Source organism: Pseudomonas sp. PARCl1, from assembly GCF_947311875.1.
Lineage (GTDB): Bacteria > Pseudomonadota > Gammaproteobacteria > Pseudomonadales > Pseudomonadaceae > Aquipseudomonas > Aquipseudomonas juntendi.
On the sequence record NZ_CAMZMX010000011.1, the window covers coordinates 57,417 to 72,341 of the forward strand.

A 14,925-nucleotide genomic window follows, 5' to 3' on the forward strand; every position below is an offset into this window, starting at 1 on the left:
TCGGTTAGAGACCGGCAACCCGCTGTAATTACCTGCGCCTGACCGATTGGTACGAATCTTGTTTGTATACAAATCCAAAAACAAAAGTACACAACCATCATGGAGTCCCGATGGCGTCGATTTCGCGTTCCGATGTTAGCCAGCTTGATGCACGCCCCACCGCCACGGCGGATCCCGGCCAGGTGACATTGAGCCCGCGCCTGTACAGTGCCGACCTGGCCCCTACCCGTGCCGCCAAGCGCACCTGGGGTCGCTACAGCCTGTTCGCGCTGTGGACCAACGACGTGCACAACATGGCCAACTACTCGTTCGCCATCGGGCTGTTCGCCCTGGGCATGAGCGGGGCGCAGATCCTGGCCGCCTTCGCCCTCGGTGCCTTGGTGATCTACGGCTTGATGAACCTTTCCGGCTACATGGGTCAGAAAACCGGCCTGCCCTACCCGGTCATGTGCCGCATCAGCTTCGGCATCCATGGTGCCCAGATTCCGGCACTGATCCGCGCGGTGATCGCCATTGCCTGGTTCGGCATCCAGACCTACCTGGCTTCGGTGGTGCTGCGTGTACTGCTCACCGCCATCGCCCCAGACCTCAAGGCCTACGACCAGAACAGCATCCTCGGGCTGTCGAGCCTGGGCTGGGTCACCTTCCTCGGCATCTGGTGCGTGCAGGTGGCGATCTTCGCCTACGGCATGGAAATGGTGCGCCGCTTCGAGTCGTTGGCCGGGCCGATCATTCTGGTCGCCTTCGCCAGCCTGGCCGGCTGGATGTACTGGCGCAGCGGCTTGTCGATCGCCTGGTCCAGCGGCAATGCCCCGACCGGTTCGGCCATGTGGCTGAAAGTGCTCGGCGCTGCTGCGCTGTGGGTCTCGCTGTACGGCACCATGATTCTCAACTTCTGTGACTTCACGCGCAATTGCCCGGACCGGCGCACCATCAGCGTAGGCAACTTCTGGGGCCTGCCGGTGAACATGCTTGGTTTTGCCCTAATTGCAGTGGTACTGGCCGGTGCGCAGTTCAGCATCGATGGCAAGCTGGTGCAGAGCCCGACCGAAATCGTTGCGGCCATCCCCAACACCGCCGGCCTGGTATTGGCTTGCCTGGCTTTCCTGATCGTGACCGTGGCAGTGAACATCATGGCCAACTTCGTCGCCCCGGCCTACGTGCTGACCAACCTGGCACCCAACCTGCTGAATTTCCGCCGCGCAGGCTTGCTCAGTGCCGCCATTGCGGTCGTGATCCTGCCCTGGCACCTCTACAACAGCCCCTCAGTGATCGTGTACTTTCTCGGTGGCCTGGGCGCCCTGCTCGGCCCGCTGTACGGCATCATCGTCACCGATTACTACCTGGTACGCCGCAGCCGGGTGAACCTGCCGCAGCTCTACAGCGAAAGCAGGCAGGCGGCCTACCACTACAGCGGCGGGGTCAACCTGCGTGCCGTCGCGGCATTCGTGCCGGCGGCACTGATCGCCATCGTGCTGGCGCTGGTGCCAGCCTTCGAGACCTTGTCGCAGTTCTCCTGGTTCTTCGGCGCCGGCCTGGGTGGGCTGATCCACTACGCCCTCGCCAACCGCAACGCCAGCTACCTCGCGGTGAGCGGCGAGAGCATTGCGGTGGATAGCGCGCATCACTGATCGGGGCACCATCAGCCGACTGATGAGGGCCAGTGATGCTGGCCCTTAGCCCGCACGGATGCACGCGTGTAAAGAGGTCTGTACCTCCACTGCGCGCCCCTGGCATCTTCCTGGCGCACATGCCCCGCGACCCGCCTGGCCCGCAGGGCCACCCACGTAACCGCGCCAGACGACACCACCCTACTCCCGGGCTTTGGTTGCCCGCTGCCGGCCGGCCATTTGCAGGCAACTATTTTTTTGTCCCCGTGCATCCAATAGACCCCGTGGTGGGTATTGCTGATGGGTGGACCATGACCGCCCAGCCAAATGACCTGTCAGGAGCATTACCATGAGCCATACATACTCCGCTTGCCTGCTCGCCTGCAGCCTTGCCCTGGCGCTGCAGACCGCCCACGCGCAAACCGCCGTGCCCACAGCAGTCCAGGTGCCCGAGGGGCATCGCGTTATGCTGGAGACCGTCGGGGTCGGCGAGATCACCTATGAGTGCCGCGACAAAGCCGATGCGGCCGGCCAGACCGAATGGACCTTCGTTGGACCCAAGGCCGTGCTCAATGACCGTAGCGGCAAACAAGTGGGCGACTACTTTGGTCCTCCCGCCACCTGGCAAGCGAAGGATGGCTCGAAAGTCACCGGCAACCAGTTGGCGCTGGCCCCGGCAGACAAAGGCGCCATTCCTTATCAACTGGTCAAGGCCAACCCGGCCGAAGGTAAAGGCGCCATGCATGGGGTCAGCTACATCCAGCGCCTGGCCACCCGCGGCGGCGTGGCCCCTACCAGCGACTGCACGGCCCAGAACAAGGGGGCCAGGCAGGTCGTCCAGTACCAGGCCGACTATGTGTTCTGGACAGCCAGGTAACGCGCGCCGGCGCCAACATCCAGCAGCGGATGATCTAAGCTCGATGGCAAGCCCCCGGCTGGATGGCCGGGGTACCTCGCCAGACACAAGGAAGCCGTACACCTTGAATTCGCCTGTCACCCCATTCGACTTCCACCACTGCCTGGAGGCCTGCGCACAGGGTGACCGGCGAGCCCTGCAAGCGCTGTACGATCACGAAGGGCCACGCCTGCTGGGCGTAGCCCGGCGTATCGCGCGTGACAACGCCACGGCCGAAGACATCGTCCACGATGCGTTCATTCGCATCTGGACTGGCGCTGCCAGCTACGACCCCGCGCGCGGCTCGGCGCGCGGCTGGATCTACAGCATCACACGCCATCTGGCATTGAATTCGATACGCGATACCCGGCGCGAAACTGTGCTGGACGATGCCGACATGGCTGCCGTGCCCACCTTGCCGGGCAGGCTGGATGACCTGGCCCTGTGGTCAGGCTCGGCAAAGATTTACCGTTGCCTGGAACAATTGCAGCCCGGCCCGCAGCACTGCATCCTGCATGCTTACGTGGACGGCTGCAGCCACGCCGAAATCGCCACTCTGCTGGGCGCCCCCCTTGGCACCGTCAAGGCTTGGATCAAGCGCAGCCTGAAAGCACTGCGGGAGTGCCTGGAATGAAGCCGGAGACTGACGAAGCGCTGGACACCCTCGCCGGCGAGTTCGTATTGGGCACCTTGGCGCCGGAGCAACACACGGCAGTGGCTGAGCGCCTGCGTACCGACTCAGCCCTGCGCGCCGCAGTGGATGCCTGGGAGTCGCGCCTGCTGGAACTGGCCGCGCTGGCCGCGCCGCAGCCACCGAGCCTGCGCCTGTGGGGCCGTATTCAGCGCAGCCTGAACGAGCTGGAGCCCCCGGCAAGCGAGCGGCGAGCCAAGTGGTGGCAACGCCTGGGCCTGTGGCAAGCACTGACGGCCGCCGGGTTGGCGGCCAGTGTAGTGCTGGCGTTCACCTTGCTGACAACGCCCCCACCCGCGACGCAATTCGTGGTGGTGCTGGTGGCACCGAGCAGCCAGGCCCCGGGTTGGGTGGTGCAGACCAGCGACAGCCGCACCATCGAGCTTCTCCCGCTCGGCAAGGATGCGCTCCCTGAAGGCATGGCCTTGCAGTTCTGGACCAAGGGTCCGCAGTGGGGGGCGCCAGTATCACTGGGCCTGGTCAAACCCGGCGAACCCTACAGGGTCCCCTTGCAGAGCCTGCCACCGCTGGAAGCCGACCAGTTGTTCGAGCTGACACTGGAGAAAGCCGGCGGCTCGCCTACCGGCCTGCCAACGGGGCCGGTCAAATTCATAGGCCGGGCGGTGAAAGTGATTTGACCCGTTTGCGTGCCGGCCGGCGAGAGACAGAAACGGTACGCCACAGAAAGCCTGGGAATCATGGGCCGGAGCGAGTTAAATGGTGGGCCTTGCTCTATTGCCGTAGCCGGCAGCGCTGGCCGGCCCGGGTAAGCGCAAGTGATACCCCCAATCAACCGCAGTCTCATGAAAAGGAAGTCGCGCAAATGGAAGTACGTTGCACCTCACTGGAAGAAGTCCGCCACGGGATTGATGCAATTGACCGCAGCCTGGTTTCGCTTCTCGCCAACGTGGCCGACTCGTGGCGCAAGCGGCCGCCTTCAAGAAGACGACCGATGACGTGCGTGCGCCTGCGCGGGTCGAGCAGGTGATAATGAAGGTTCGCGAAATGGCGGAGCAAACCGGCGCGTCAGCCGAGGTGGTGGAGCAGGTTTACCGGGCGATGATCGCGGCCTTCATCAATGAAGAACTGACCACCCACGCGAAGCTGGCCACTGCACCTTCGGCGTCTTAAAAAGCATGCAAGGCGGCCGATGATCAGTCACCGGTTCGAGGCCAGAGCACGGCCTGCGCCACGATCACATCGCTGCCATTGAAGGTGACTGCAGGTGAGCCATGTAACTGGTACCCCATTTCCAAGGCCTCGCTGACCCGCCGGCAGAAGGCGGCGTTGTCGGGGCCAGTCAGCACTCGGTAGATGGGCAGATCATTGAGGGGTTGGCTCATCGCTTTCTTCCTTGGTTCACGCGGCGCGCGTTGTGGCTGATGATCGTGCTGGTGATTCTGTAACAGTTGCATCGATCATCGGTGCTCTACTGTATGCGGGCCAACAGGGCTTGGCTATCGGTGGATCGCGCCAGCGTTTCAGCCTTCCTGGTCGAGGCGCGTTACCGGGGCAGCCCCCCGATAACCCTCGCCTCGTTCAACTCGGCGTACCGTCGCTTCGCCCAGGCCCTCGCGACGTGTTTGCAGGCGAACACCCGGCTCTCTTGGTAGACTGTCGCCTTGTCGCGATCAGTGCGGAACTGGACGGGGTAGCGGGTGCTGCCATCGACCCTTTTCCACGATTGGTACATGTCGTATGTCGGTTGGTACTTTGTACCAAACGCCTGGGTAAAAACGCCTCGAACCCCGAAACCGGTACAGAACACGTTGAACGAAATGACTGCAACATCAGGCTCCCAGCCACAAACCACGCGCCCTGAGCCGTCACGCCGCTTCAGCGTTGCCCCCATGATGGACTGGACAGACCGCCATTGCCGCTTCTTCCTGCGCCTGCTGTCCAAGCAAACCTTGCTCTACACCGAAATGGTCACCACCGGCGCCCTGCTGCACAACGACGCCGACCGTTTCCTGCGCCATGACGTTTCCGAGCATCCGCTGGCCCTGCAGCTGGGCGGCAGCGTGCCTGCCGACCTGGCGGCCTGTGCCCGCCTTGCCGAGCAAGCCGGCTACGACGAGGTCAACCTCAATGTCGGCTGCCCGAGCGACCGGGTGCAGAACAACATGATCGGTGCCTGCCTGATGGCCCACCCGGCGCTGGTGGCCGATTGCGTGAAGGCCATGCGCGATGCGGTAGCCACCCCGGTGACGGTCAAGCACCGCATCGGCATCAATGGGCGCGACAGCTACGCCGAGCTGTGCGACTTCGTCGGCCAAGTGCGCGAAGCGGGCTGCCGCAGCTTTACCGTGCATGCGCGCATCGCGATCCTGGAAGGGCTTTCGCCGAAGGAAAACCGCGAGATCCCTCCGCTGCGCTACGACGTGGCAGCGCAATTGAAGGCCGACTTCCCGGACCTGGAGATTGTGCTCAACGGCGGAATCAAAACCCTCGGCGAGTGCCAGGCGCACCTGCAAACCTTCGACGGGGTGATGCTGGGGCGTGAGGCCTATCACAACCCGTACCTGCTGGCGGAGGTGGATCAGCAACTGTTCGGCAGCGAAGCTGCCATGATCAGCCGCAGCGAGGCGTTGGCGCAGCTACGGCCGTACATCGTGGCGCACATGGAAAGTGGTGGCGCGATGCACCATGTTACCCGGCACATTCTGGGGCTGGCCCAGGGGTTCAAGGGCGCCCGGCGCTTCCGCCAGCTGCTGTCGGCGGATATTCACAAGGCGGCGCAGCCGCTGGCCGTGTTCGACCAGGCAGTGGAGCTGCTTCAGGGGCGCTGATGCGCTGTGTAGCGACAGCGGGTGCAGATGACGCCAGCACGCGCGGTGGTGTGCGGAACCTCGGGGTGGCGCCGGACTCGAATATCATCTTCACACCACCCTTCGTGGCAGACCCGCGCCTACCGGCCCTTGAGCGGCCGTCGGGGCTCGGGTAATGTCGAGTCATTGCACAGGACAGAGCACGCCCATGACCTCCAAGCTGGAACAACTCAAGCAGTTCACCACCGTGGTCGCCGATACCGGAGACCTGGACGCCATCACCCGCCTGAAACCGGTCGATGCCACCACCAACCCGTCGCTGCTGCTCAAAGCCGCTGCCATCACCGGTTACGCGGACCTGCTCAAGCAGGTCAAGGCAGATGCCAAGGGCAATGTCGACCTGGCCTGCGACAAGTTTGCCGTGGCCGTGGGCTCGGGCATCCTCAAGGTCATTCCCGGGCGTATCTCCACCGAGGTGGATGCCCGCCTGTCATTCGACGAACCGGCCCTGCTGGCCAAGGCCCGGGCGCTGATCGACCTGTATGAAAAAGCCGGCGTCGGCCGTGACCGCGTGCTGATCAAGCTGGCCTCGACCTGGGAAGGCATCCGCGCTGCCGAGAAGCTGGAAAAGGAAGGTATCCAGACCAACCTTACCCTGCTGTTCTCGTTCGCCCAGGCCCAGGCCTGTGCGGATGCCGGGGTGTTCCTGATTTCGCCGTTCGTGGGCCGGATCTACGACTGGTACAAGAAAAGCACCGGCCAGGACTACGTGGGCGCCGAAGACCCGGGTGTGCAATCGGTCACGCGCATCTACAACTACTACAAGGCCAATGGCTACGACACCGTCGTCATGGGTGCCAGCTTCCGCAACATCGGCCAGATCGAACAACTGGCGGGCTGCGATCGCCTGACCATCAGCCCTGACCTGCTCGACCAATTGAGCAGCGACCAGGGTGAGTTGCCGCGCATGCTCAAGCCAGGCAATGCTGGCGAAGCCAAGCAGGTGCTGAACGAAAGCCAGTTCCGTTGGGCAATGAACGAAGATGCCATGGCCACCGAGAAACTGGCCGAGGGCATCCGCCAGTTTGCCCGGGACCAGGAAAAGCTGGAAAAACTGATGGCTGAAAACGCCTGAGTAGTTTCGGCCTTGCCAGACGGGCGTAAAGTGCCAAGCACCTTGCGCCCCATACCCTTCCCGAGCTGTTGATGACCGCCCCTACACTGTTGCCCCTCGTACTCGCCGGCCCGGTCCTGCGGCGCCTGGAACCCCAGCGCCTGGCTATCTGGCTGGTTGCCACCGAACCGCTGCACGCGCAATTCGTCTGCACCGCCAGCGAGGCCCAGGTCGACTGCCAGGTGGTAGCCGTAGGCAAGCAGGCCTTCATTCACTTGCTGGACATCCATTTCAACGATGCGCTGCCCTGCAACCAGTTGCTGGACTATGACCTGCTGATCAATGGCAAGGGCATCGCCGATTGGGCACCTCACCTGGTCTACCCCGGCAACCAGCGCCCCAACCTGGTGTTGCGCGAGCGCCTCGACCACCTGCTGCATGGCTCCTGCCGCAAACCGCACCACCCTGCGGCCGACGGCCTGCTGTGCGCAGACCGCCTGCTGCAGGCTTGCACAACCCCGCAAGACCGCCCCGCCGTGCTGCTGATGACCGGCGACCAGGTGTATGCCGACGACGTGGCCGGGCCGATGCTGCGTGCCATCCACAGCCTGATCGCGCGCCTGGGCCTGTTCGACGAGCAACTTGAAGGTGCGGTGGTCACCGACAGCCAGGCGCTGTACCAGCACCCGGCCAGTTACTATCACCGCGCAGACCTGCTGCCGGCACAGAAGCTCAACGAAACCCTGCGCGAGCGGTTTTTCGGTGGCAAGCGCAAACCGATCTTCTCTTCCAGCAACGCTGACAACCACCTGGTGACCTTCGCCGAAGTCATGGCCATGTACCTGCTGGTGTGGTCCCCCGTGCCGTGGCAGCTGGTCGACCTGGCCATGCCAGCCGGGCTCAGCGACCAACACCAGGCCCGTTACCAGCACGAGCTGCCGCTGGTCCGCGGGTTTGCCGAAAACCTCGGCCAAGTGGCCAGGGCCATGGCCCACCTGCCCTGCCTGATGATCTTCGACGACCACGACATCACCGACGACTGGAACCTGTCGGCACAATGGGAGCAGACCGCCTACGGCCACCCGTTTTCACGGCGGATCATCGGCAATGCCCTGCTCGGCTATCTGTTGTGCCAGGCCTGGGGCAATGCCCCGGACACCTGCAAGCCACTGCTCGACCAGTGCCAGGCACTGACCGGCGACAACCAGGATGCAGTGATCGGTGAGCTGCTGCGCTTTCAGGGCTGGCAGTTCAGCCTGCCTACCGAGCCGCCCTTGCTGGTGCTGGACACCCGCACCCGCCGCTGGCGTAGCGAAAGCAACCTAGCCAGGCCATCCGGCCTGCTGGACTGGGAAGCGTTGAGTGAACTGCAGCAGGCGCTGCTCGATCACCCATCGGCAGTCATCGTTTCACCGGCGCCGATTTTCGGCGTGAAACTGATCGAGACGGTGCAGAAGGTCTTCAGCTGGCTGGGCTACCCCTTGCTGGTCGACGCCGAAAACTGGATGGCCCACCGCGGGGCGGCGCAGGTCATCCTCAACATATTCCGCCACTCGCGCACACCCGGGCACTACGTGGTGCTGTCGGGCGATGTGCACTATTCGTTCGTCTACGAAGTGCTGATTCGCCACCGCCAACGCAGCCCGCACTTGTGGCAAGTGACCAGCAGCGGCATCAAGAACGAGTTCCCCCGGCGCCTGCTGGACGTGCTGGACCGCCTCAACCGCTGGCTGTACTCGCCGCGCTCGCCGCTTAACTGGTTCACCAAACGCCGGGAAATGGAGGTCGTGCCACGCACGCCCAGCCACAGCAAGGCCGGGGAACGGCTGTGGAACGGCGCAGGGCTGGGGCAGGTGTTTTTTGATCGGCAGGGGCGGCCGGTACGCGTGTATCAGCTGGATGCGGGTGGCGCGCAGGCAACCGAGTTTATCGGGGGCCCGTAGCCAGGCAGCGTGGCCAGCGCGTGGGCCAGGCTCTAGCGAAGTGGCGCGGCGACGACCGCGCACGCCCCTCAAGGCACAGTGCCTAGCTGCGCTCCAGCGCATTCACCAGGTCATGGAACGCTTCGCGGTTGGAGTCATTCAGGCCCATGAGGATCTTGTGCGCCTCCAGCACCTTGGAACGCACCACGTCTTCGTTCTGGTCCTGCGACGGCAGGTCGGTCAGGCACTCGGGGCAGGGAATTGGCCGATCGACGATATTGAACACCTGATCGAAGCCCATTGATTGCAGCAACCGGGAGATGTCCGGATTGGTGGTCACCACCGTCGGCAGCAGGCCTACCTTCTGGCGCGACAGGATCGACAGCTTGGCCAGCAGGCCCAAGGTGGTGCTGTCGATGCTCTCGGTTTCGGTCAGGTCGATGACAATGGCCGAGAAGTTCAGCGCCGTGAAAATCTTCTCGATCGTTGCATCCAGCGCCGAACACAAGGTCAGGCGCACTTCACCGACAAATTTCAGTACAAAGGTACCGCTCTGCTCGGCGAACTGGATTCTACCGGTACTCATTGAAGGTTCCTGCTTAACACCAATAGGGCGATATCATCCGGCATCTCCCCAAGCGTAGCCAATCCAAAACGTTGACGCAGCCCATCCAGGCTACCACCTGCTGCCTTGACGATCTCCGGCAAGGCGGCTTCTTTATCTTTGAGCGTATCACCCGGCAAAAGGTCCAGAATGCCATCGGACATGAGGCTGATGCTGAATTGTGGCGGCAGCTCCACGACCAAGTCCTGGTAAGTGGCCTCGTCAAACAGCCCCACCGGCAGGCCACGGCCTTCCAGGTAGCGAGCGTTGCCTGGGGTGTACAGCACCGGCAGCGGCAAGTGGCCGCCAACGGCGTAGGTCAGCAGTCCCGAATCCTCGTCTATCACGCCACCTACCATGGTCACGTGCTTGCCCAGCTTGCTGTTGATCAGGCCGCGGTTGATGTGGCTGAGCACTTCCGAGGGCTTGAACTCACGCATCTTGTTGCGTTTGAGTTCGAACATGAGGCGTGTGGTCATGAATTTCAACAGCACGGTGACAAAGGCCGACGACGCGCCATGCCCGGAAACATCGGCAAGGTAGAAGGCGATACGCCGGTCATCGACGCGGAAGTAGTCGACGAAATCACCCGACAGGTACAGCGACGGGATGATCTGGTGCTCGAAGGCGAACTCGCCGGCAGCCCACGGGCTTTCCGGCAGCATGTTCATCTGTACCTGGCGGCCGGCGGTCTGGTCTTCCTGCAGCAGGTGCAGGCTGGCCTCCAGCTCGCGGTTGGCGGCTTCGAGCTTGTCGCGGTAGCGCTGGTTTTCCAGCACCAGGCGCGAGCGGTCGAGGGCGCGGCGCACCGAGTGTTCCAGTACGGCCAGGTCTTCCAGCGGCTTGATCAGATAGTCGGCAGCCCCCAGGCGCAGTGCTTCCACCGCATCACTCATGACGCCGGCACCGGACACCACGATCACCGGCACCTGCGGCGCACGCTCGCTGACCTGGCGGATCAGTTCGAGCCCGCCCATCTGCGGCATGCGCAGGTCGCAGATCACGAGGTCGGGCTGGTGCTCTTCGAAGACCTGAAGCCCCTGCTGGCCATTACCGGCCTGGAGCACGCTGAAACCACTGTCTTCAAGATACGCGGCGAGGCTCGCACGGACCACGTCGTCGTCATCGATGATCAGCAGCGTTGCACTGGTATTCTGCATGTGGGCGAACGGCGCCGATTTAGGTTGGTGCAGCGGTGTCGGCAAGGCAGACGGCCAGCTACGGGAATTCTTTGTGGTCATACTCTACTTGAGTTGTAGGACAAGAACACCTGCCCGGCAACTGTCGGCAACTGTGAGAGCAACCTTGTAAGGCGCAGACGGTACTCCCATCCGCCAGGGGTTTCAAGCATGCGTGGGTCGACCTCATCGCTCTTTACAGGGCAAATCGCCGGGAGTTATAAGAAAGTCGACCAGCGCAACCCGATGGGAAGGATGCAGCATGCCCCACACGCCCTCCAGCCACAGCGAGAAACGCGATTTCATCCGCATGCGCATCGACGCCGAAGTCAGCTTGTTGCACGAAGGCCAGGTCATCGCCGCGCGCTGCCTGGACCTGTCCAGCGGCGGCATGCAGGTGCAGGCGCCAGAGCATTTTCAGGTAGGTCAGCAGCTCGAAGTGCGGATCGACTCCGACCACCCGGCGTTGAAGGGGCTGCACGCCAGCACCGAGGTGGTGTGGATCGCCGACCAGCCAGGCGGGCAGCAGAAGTTCGGCTTGAGGATACTGGCAATGCATTGAAGCGGCGCCCGAAGCCGGCAGGGGCGGCGTAGCCCGGGCGCCCCTGCACAGCATGAACGATCAGAAGTCGTCTTCGACTTCGCCATCCTTGACCTTGAACTCGCGGTTCTGCAAGTAGGCATTACGAATGAAGATGTACTTGTCGCCTTGGATCAGCTTCTCGGCCGACAACAGGCTGGCGCGGGTGTCGATCACGTCCAGGGCGAAGATCGAGTTACGGGTCGGCACGTGGTCTATGTAACGGTAAGGCTTGGTATAGGTGTCCGGGTACCTGGCCACGCCATCACGCACGGTGCTCGGGCCCAGCAGCGGGATGACCACGTACGGGCCACTCGGCACGCCCCAGTAGCCCAGGGTTTGGCCGAAGTCTTCGTCGCTGCGCTGCAGGCCCATCTTGGTGCCCACATCGAAAAACCCACCCAGGCCAAAGGTGGTGTTGACGATCAGCCGCGCAGTGTCCACGCCGGCTGCGTGGGGCTTGAGCTGGAGGATGTTGTTGGCCAGGTTGGTCACATCGCCCAGGTTACGGAAGATGTTGTGGATACCGTCTTCGAGAAACTGCGGGGTAACGGCCTCATAGCCCTTGGCCAATGGCTTGAGGGCATAGGTGTCGACCGTATCGTTGAAACGGAAGATCGGGCGGTTGACCGCCTCCCAGGGATCTTCCTCGGTGGCCGCCTGGGTGGCGGCCACGGGCGCCAGCAGCATGCCGGCACAGACACAGGCCTGGGTGACTCGATCGATCACACTGGCACCGATCCTACGCATAGATGTCTCTCCATCGGGTTTCTCGACCGCCAGCGCACGGGTCGCGTGGCGTTAAGGCGGCAGTATAGAGGCTTACGGGCTGTTAGACAGCTTTACACATTTTTGCTCAATATTTTGTGAACAACTGTTGCACCATCCCCCCGCTGTCACAGGGCGGTAACAATCAGCCAATAGCCTGCGGCGTATTTGGGGACCCCGCCATGCACGCTACACCCGCCCTCACCGCTGTGCTGTTCGGCCTGCGCGGTTGCCTGGTACAGAGTGCCAACGGCGCACCCGCACCGGCCCCCGGCGCGCTGGCCATCCTCGCCAACCTGCATCAGCGCCACGTCCCCTGTATCTGGCTGGATGAGCGTGCCGACCCGCCGAGCCAGCGCATGGCCCAGGTGCTGCCTGACTGGCTACCGGGGCTTACGGTGATCGACCCGGGCTTGCCAGCACCCAATGCCTGCTGGCAGGCACTGATGCAGCTGGGCAGCCAGCGCCTGGCAGGCTGTGTACTGGTCAGCGGCGACCCGCGGTTGCTGCAGGCGGGGCTCAACGCCGGGCTGTGGACGATCGGCCTGGCTGCCTGCAGCCCACTGTGCGAACCCGGTTCCGCCCAATGGCAAGCGCTGCCCCCTGCGGAGCAGGACCTGGCGCGCGGCAAGGCGACCCTGGCGTTGTTCAGCCTGGGCGTGCATTCGGTGATCGACCACCTGGAAGCGCTGGATACCTGCCTGCAGGACATCGCCCGGCGCCGTGCCAAAGGTGAAAAACCCTGATACAGCCATGTTGACGCGGATCATGCAAAGCGCCGGCAGGTGGATTACGCTGAAAGCAGGCCAGAACCTTTGCCGCTTCGCTGAGGTCCATGGCTAGCCAAGCCATTGATGGAGAAAAGCCAATGCCTGCCCGCGAATTGCAAGAGCGCCTGAACACCTTGCGCGAGCAACTGGACCGTAACGTACCGCTTTCGGAAGAAGAGCTGGCCGCACTGCACGAAGAAGCGCGCCAGATCGAGGCACAGCTGAAACTGGAGGAAGCCACCCCGGACAACAACCTGGTGGACGGCGTGAACCTGGCGATCGAGCGCTTCGAGGCCGAACACCCCGACCTTACCGCCACCCTGCGCAGCATTGCCAACTCGTTGCACAGCATGGGGATCTGACACCACGAAGGGGTGCATTGCACCCCTTCTGCGTTCCCAGCCCTTACTGGCGAACCAGCCGCTGGTTATCCGGGCTGATAGCACCGGTGCTGCGGTACGGGTTGATATCCAGCCCCCCGCGGCGCACATACCGTGCATACACGGTCAGGTGCTCCGGCTGCAGCAAGTGCTTCAAGTCCAGGTAGATGCGCTCCACACACTGCTCGTGGAAGTCGGCATGCTGGCGGAAGCTGATCAGGTAGGTCAGCAAGCTGGCGTGGTCCAGCGCCCTGCCCTTGTACTCGACGACCACGCTGCCCCAGTCCGGCTGCCCGGTAACCGGGCAGTTGGACTTGAGCAGGTGGCTGTGTACGGTTTCTTCGACCACCCGCTCAGGGCTGCAGCGCAACAGCTCTGGCTGCGGCTGTGCGTAGTTGCTGATGGCAACGTCCAACGCATCGATGCACAGGCCGGGCAACGCCACCACCCCCTGGGCCTCGACCTCTGCCAACGTGCGCACCTTCACCCCAACCGGCTTGCCCGCTGCTGCCGACAGGTCCTTCGCCAAGCATGCCTGCAGCTCGTCGAGGGTGGCGAAGACTGTCTGGTTCAGCGAGTTGAGGTACAGCTTGAACGACTTGGACTCGATGATGTTGGGCGAATCGGCCGGAATGGCGAACTCACCAATCGCCACCACGGGCTTGCCAGAAGGCAGCAGCCAGCTCAGCTCAAAGCAGTTCCAGTAATCCACACCGTGCCACGGCAAGGTCTGAGCGGTAACACCCAGCTCGGCCCACTTGGCCGTACGCGGGATCGGGAACAGTTGCTCCGGGGAGTAGGTAGCGACGTATTCGCTGGCTTTGCCCAGCGGGGAGTGTTCGGCAGCGGGATGCATGTAAACTGACCTGGAGGTTCGGAATTGCCCCTAGTCTACCGGTTTTGCACCCCGCCTTGCAGGCCCCGTCACTCGATGGTCAGTGCCCCGACCATACCGGCCTGGTAGTGCCCCGGCACATTACAGGCGAACTCGATAGGCGCCGACTTGCGGAAGGTCCAGGTCAGTTCGGCGCGCTGGCCAGGCATCACCAGCACCGTGTTGCCGCCGCCGTGCGCGTGCCCACCACCGTGATCGTTCATCTGTTCATGGCCCATCATTTGCCCAGGGTCCATCGCCTGACCATGGTCCATGCCCTGGTGGTTCATGCCCTCATTGAACAGCTTGCCTTGCATGGCAAGCATTTCCTTCTGGTGTTCGGCGTGCATGGCCTTGTCGCCCAGGTTGAATTCGTGTGGCAGCTTGCCTTCATTCACGAGCACGAAACGTACGGTTTCGCCAGCTTTTACCTGCAGGCGCTTGGGCTCGAAGGCGATGTCCTTGAGTACCACCTCTACAGTGCGGGTGGCCTTGGCCGCCGAGGCTGGCTCGCCGAAGGCAAAGGTGCCGGCCTGGCCGGCTAGGGCCGGCAGGCTGGCCATGGCAAGGGTGGCGGCGAGGAACAGGCGTTTCATGATGACTCCGGGAATACACGACAGGGTGCAGCCACATTAGTCACCGGTGACTGGCAACTGGCTGACAGCAAGATTACAACTTTGTCAGGTTGGGCATGCAGACACACCGTCACGTATCATTTCAGCCGCCCCAGCGGCCTACGCACGGGGCGCGCCGTCTCCACCACCACCGCAA

16 protein-coding genes and 1 pseudogene are annotated in these 14,925 nt (G+C 63.1%); 11 read left to right on the forward strand and 6 right to left on the reverse strand.

The annotated features are described in order from the left end of the window. Positions 1 to 110: 110 nt before the first annotated feature. The 5 genes and pseudogenes from QME24_RS08655 to QME24_RS08675 all read left to right on the forward strand — a co-directional run bounded on the left by QME24_RS08655 (position 111) and on the right by QME24_RS08675 (position 4,327). Positions 111 to 1,631, forward strand: a complete 1,521-nt coding sequence (locus tag QME24_RS08655) for an NCS1 family nucleobase:cation symporter-1 (RefSeq protein ID WP_009686315.1) — start codon at positions 111 to 113, stop codon at positions 1,629 to 1,631. A 328-nt stretch (positions 1,632 to 1,959) separates the two neighbouring features. Beyond that, entirely contained in the window at positions 1,960 to 2,487 is a 528-nt protein-coding gene (locus tag QME24_RS08660; protein WP_235768720.1) for a DUF3455 domain-containing protein, read from the forward strand. Between the two features lie 103 nt (positions 2,488 to 2,590). After that, entirely contained in the window at positions 2,591 to 3,139 is a 549-nt protein-coding gene (locus tag QME24_RS08665; RefSeq protein ID WP_009686313.1) for a sigma-70 family RNA polymerase sigma factor, read from the forward strand. Further along, a complete protein-coding gene (locus QME24_RS08670; protein WP_054904186.1) occupies positions 3,136 to 3,834 on the forward strand; it encodes an anti-sigma factor in 699 nt (232 codons plus the stop codon). The genes QME24_RS08665 and QME24_RS08670 overlap by 4 nt, the downstream gene beginning before the upstream one ends. Positions 3,835 to 4,019: 185 nt before the next feature. Further along, a pseudogene (locus QME24_RS08675) lies at positions 4,020 to 4,327 on the forward strand (chorismate mutase). Positions 4,328 to 4,350: 23 nt separating this feature from the next. On the opposite strand, the gene QME24_RS08680 reads toward QME24_RS08675, so the two are convergent. Further along, on the reverse strand, positions 4,351 to 4,539 hold the full coding sequence (locus QME24_RS08680; protein ID WP_235768719.1) for a DUF1737 domain-containing protein: 189 nt from the start codon (positions 4,537 to 4,539) through the stop codon (positions 4,351 to 4,353). Positions 4,540 to 4,974: 435 nt separating this feature from the next. Between QME24_RS08680 and dusA the strand changes: the two genes are divergently transcribed. From dusA to QME24_RS08695, 3 genes are all read left to right on the forward strand, one after another. Continuing rightward, complete coding sequence (gene dusA / locus QME24_RS08685) at positions 4,975 to 5,985, forward strand: tRNA dihydrouridine(20/20a) synthase DusA (protein WP_280091266.1); 1,011 nt, start codon at positions 4,975 to 4,977, stop codon at positions 5,983 to 5,985. A gap of 187 nt (positions 5,986 to 6,172) precedes the next feature. Then, positions 6,173 to 7,099: a transaldolase gene (gene tal / locus QME24_RS08690; protein WP_054904173.1), complete on the forward strand. Its 927-nt coding sequence runs from the start codon at positions 6,173 to 6,175 to the stop codon at positions 7,097 to 7,099. A 71-nt stretch (positions 7,100 to 7,170) separates the two neighbouring features. Further along, entirely contained in the window at positions 7,171 to 9,021 is a 1,851-nt protein-coding gene (locus tag QME24_RS08695) for an alkaline phosphatase D family protein (protein WP_232892056.1), read from the forward strand. A gap of 82 nt (positions 9,022 to 9,103) precedes the next feature. On the opposite strand, the gene rssC is transcribed toward QME24_RS08695, so the two are convergent. Together rssC and rssB are read right to left on the reverse strand one after the other, a co-directional pair. Beyond that, positions 9,104 to 9,586: an anti-sigma factor antagonist RssC gene (gene rssC, locus QME24_RS08700; protein ID WP_009686305.1), complete on the reverse strand. Its 483-nt coding sequence runs from the start codon at positions 9,584 to 9,586 to the stop codon at positions 9,104 to 9,106. Beyond that, positions 9,583 to 10,764, reverse strand: coding sequence for a two-component system response regulator RssB (gene rssB / locus QME24_RS08705; RefSeq protein WP_029885859.1), 1,182 nt, complete (start codon positions 10,762 to 10,764; stop codon positions 9,583 to 9,585). Before rssB ends, rssC begins: the two co-directional genes overlap by 4 nt. A 280-nt stretch (positions 10,765 to 11,044) precedes the next feature. On the opposite strand from rssB, the gene QME24_RS08710 reads away from it, so the two are divergent. Continuing rightward, positions 11,045 to 11,344, forward strand: a complete 300-nt coding sequence (locus tag QME24_RS08710) for a PilZ domain-containing protein (protein ID WP_009686303.1) — start codon at positions 11,045 to 11,047, stop codon at positions 11,342 to 11,344. Positions 11,345 to 11,404: 60 nt separating this feature from the next. Here QME24_RS08710 and QME24_RS08715 read toward each other — a convergent pair whose 3' ends face one another. Beyond that, positions 11,405 to 12,112, reverse strand: a complete 708-nt coding sequence (locus QME24_RS08715) for a VacJ family lipoprotein (RefSeq protein WP_054904171.1) — start codon at positions 12,110 to 12,112, stop codon at positions 11,405 to 11,407. 200 nt (positions 12,113 to 12,312) lie between these two features. On the opposite strand from QME24_RS08715, the gene QME24_RS08720 reads away from it, so the two are divergent. Further along, on the forward strand, positions 12,313 to 12,876 hold the full coding sequence (locus tag QME24_RS08720; RefSeq protein ID WP_054904170.1) for a hypothetical protein: 564 nt from the start codon (positions 12,313 to 12,315) through the stop codon (positions 12,874 to 12,876). A gap of 122 nt (positions 12,877 to 12,998) precedes the next feature. Next, complete coding sequence (locus QME24_RS08725) at positions 12,999 to 13,262, forward strand: DUF4404 family protein (RefSeq protein WP_009686300.1); 264 nt, start codon at positions 12,999 to 13,001, stop codon at positions 13,260 to 13,262. 43 nt (positions 13,263 to 13,305) lie between these two features. Here the strand turns inward: QME24_RS08725 and queF are convergent, their stop codons facing one another. After that, a complete protein-coding gene (gene queF / locus QME24_RS08730) occupies positions 13,306 to 14,136 on the reverse strand; it encodes an NADPH-dependent 7-cyano-7-deazaguanine reductase QueF (RefSeq protein ID WP_009686299.1) in 831 nt (276 codons plus the stop codon). Between the two features lie 68 nt (positions 14,137 to 14,204). Continuing rightward, a complete protein-coding gene (locus QME24_RS08735; protein WP_232892058.1) occupies positions 14,205 to 14,750 on the reverse strand; it encodes a cupredoxin family protein in 546 nt (181 codons plus the stop codon). Between the last annotated feature and the right edge of the window lie 175 nt (positions 14,751 to 14,925).

What these genes read in the sequence shown, in the direction of transcription:
- QME24_RS08670 (WP_054904186.1), top strand. Translation starts at nt 3,136, where the DNA reads ATGAAGCCGGAGACTGACGAAGCGCTGGACACCCTCGCCGGCGAGTTC.
- QME24_RS08720 (WP_054904170.1), top strand. Translation starts at nt 12,313, where the DNA reads ATGCACGCTACACCCGCCCTCACCGCTGTGCTGTTCGGCCTGCGCGGT.
- QME24_RS08695 (WP_232892056.1), top strand. Translation starts at nt 7,171, where the DNA reads ATGACCGCCCCTACACTGTTGCCCCTCGTACTCGCCGGCCCGGTCCTG.
- tal (WP_054904173.1), top strand. Translation starts at nt 6,173, where the DNA reads ATGACCTCCAAGCTGGAACAACTCAAGCAGTTCACCACCGTGGTCGCC.
- rssB (WP_029885859.1), bottom strand. Translation starts at nt 10,764, where the DNA reads ATGCAGAATACCAGTGCAACGCTGCTGATCATCGATGACGACGACGTG.
- QME24_RS08710 (WP_009686303.1), top strand. Translation starts at nt 11,045, where the DNA reads ATGCCCCACACGCCCTCCAGCCACAGCGAGAAACGCGATTTCATCCGC.
- QME24_RS08680 (WP_235768719.1), bottom strand. Translation starts at nt 4,539, where the DNA reads ATGAGCCAACCCCTCAATGATCTGCCCATCTACCGAGTGCTGACTGGC.
- dusA (WP_280091266.1), top strand. Translation starts at nt 4,975, where the DNA reads ATGACTGCAACATCAGGCTCCCAGCCACAAACCACGCGCCCTGAGCCG.
- QME24_RS08725 (WP_009686300.1), top strand. Translation starts at nt 12,999, where the DNA reads ATGCCTGCCCGCGAATTGCAAGAGCGCCTGAACACCTTGCGCGAGCAA.
- rssC (WP_009686305.1), bottom strand. Translation starts at nt 9,586, where the DNA reads ATGAGTACCGGTAGAATCCAGTTCGCCGAGCAGAGCGGTACCTTTGTA.
- queF (WP_009686299.1), bottom strand. Translation starts at nt 14,136, where the DNA reads ATGCATCCCGCTGCCGAACACTCCCCGCTGGGCAAAGCCAGCGAATAC.
- QME24_RS08715 (WP_054904171.1), bottom strand. Translation starts at nt 12,112, where the DNA reads ATGCGTAGGATCGGTGCCAGTGTGATCGATCGAGTCACCCAGGCCTGT.
- QME24_RS08660 (WP_235768720.1), top strand. Translation starts at nt 1,960, where the DNA reads ATGAGCCATACATACTCCGCTTGCCTGCTCGCCTGCAGCCTTGCCCTG.
- QME24_RS08655 (WP_009686315.1), top strand. Translation starts at nt 111, where the DNA reads ATGGCGTCGATTTCGCGTTCCGATGTTAGCCAGCTTGATGCACGCCCC.
- QME24_RS08735 (WP_232892058.1), bottom strand. Translation starts at nt 14,750, where the DNA reads ATGAAACGCCTGTTCCTCGCCGCCACCCTTGCCATGGCCAGCCTGCCG.